Source organism: Pseudoalteromonas sp. Z9A6, from assembly GCF_011378805.1.
GTDB lineage: Bacteria > Pseudomonadota > Gammaproteobacteria > Enterobacterales > Alteromonadaceae > Pseudoalteromonas > Pseudoalteromonas distincta.
On the sequence record NZ_WTKZ01000137.1, the window covers coordinates 1 to 538 of the forward strand.

General features: G+C 48.5%; 1 rRNA gene. It reads left to right on the top strand.

The annotated features are described in order from the left end of the window. Positions 1-449, top strand: a 23S ribosomal RNA gene (locus tag GQR53_RS20535); the annotation flags it as partial. Positions 450-538: the final 89 nt, after the last annotated feature.

Sequence of the window (538 nt, forward strand, 5' to 3'; positions counted from 1 at the left end):
CTGATACCGCCCAAGAGTTCATATCGACGGCGGTGTTTGGCACCTCGATGTCGGCTCATCACATCCTGGGGCTGAAGTCGGTCCCAAGGGTATGGCTGTTCGCCATTTAAAGTGGTACGCGAGCTGGGTTTAGAACGTCGTGAGACAGTTCGGTCCCTATCTGCCGTGGGCGTTTGAGAAGTGAGAGGGGTTGCTCCTAGTACGAGAGGACCGGAGTGAACGAACCGCTGGTGTTCGGGTTGTCATGCCAATGGCATTGCCCGGTAGCTACGTTCGGAACTGATAAGCGCTGAAAGCATCTAAGCGCGAAGCAGGCCTCGAGATGAGTTCTCACTAGACTTTTAAAGTCTCTGAAGGGCCGTTGAAGACTACAACGTTGATAGGCAAGATGTGGAAGTGGTGTGAGCCATTAAGCTAACTTGTACTAATTACCCGTGAGGCTTAACCATACAACGCCAAACGCGTTTTATGTGATAGTGAAACAAGCGAAGAAGTTAATATAACTAAAGTAGATATTACTTAGAAAGACTTAAAAAAT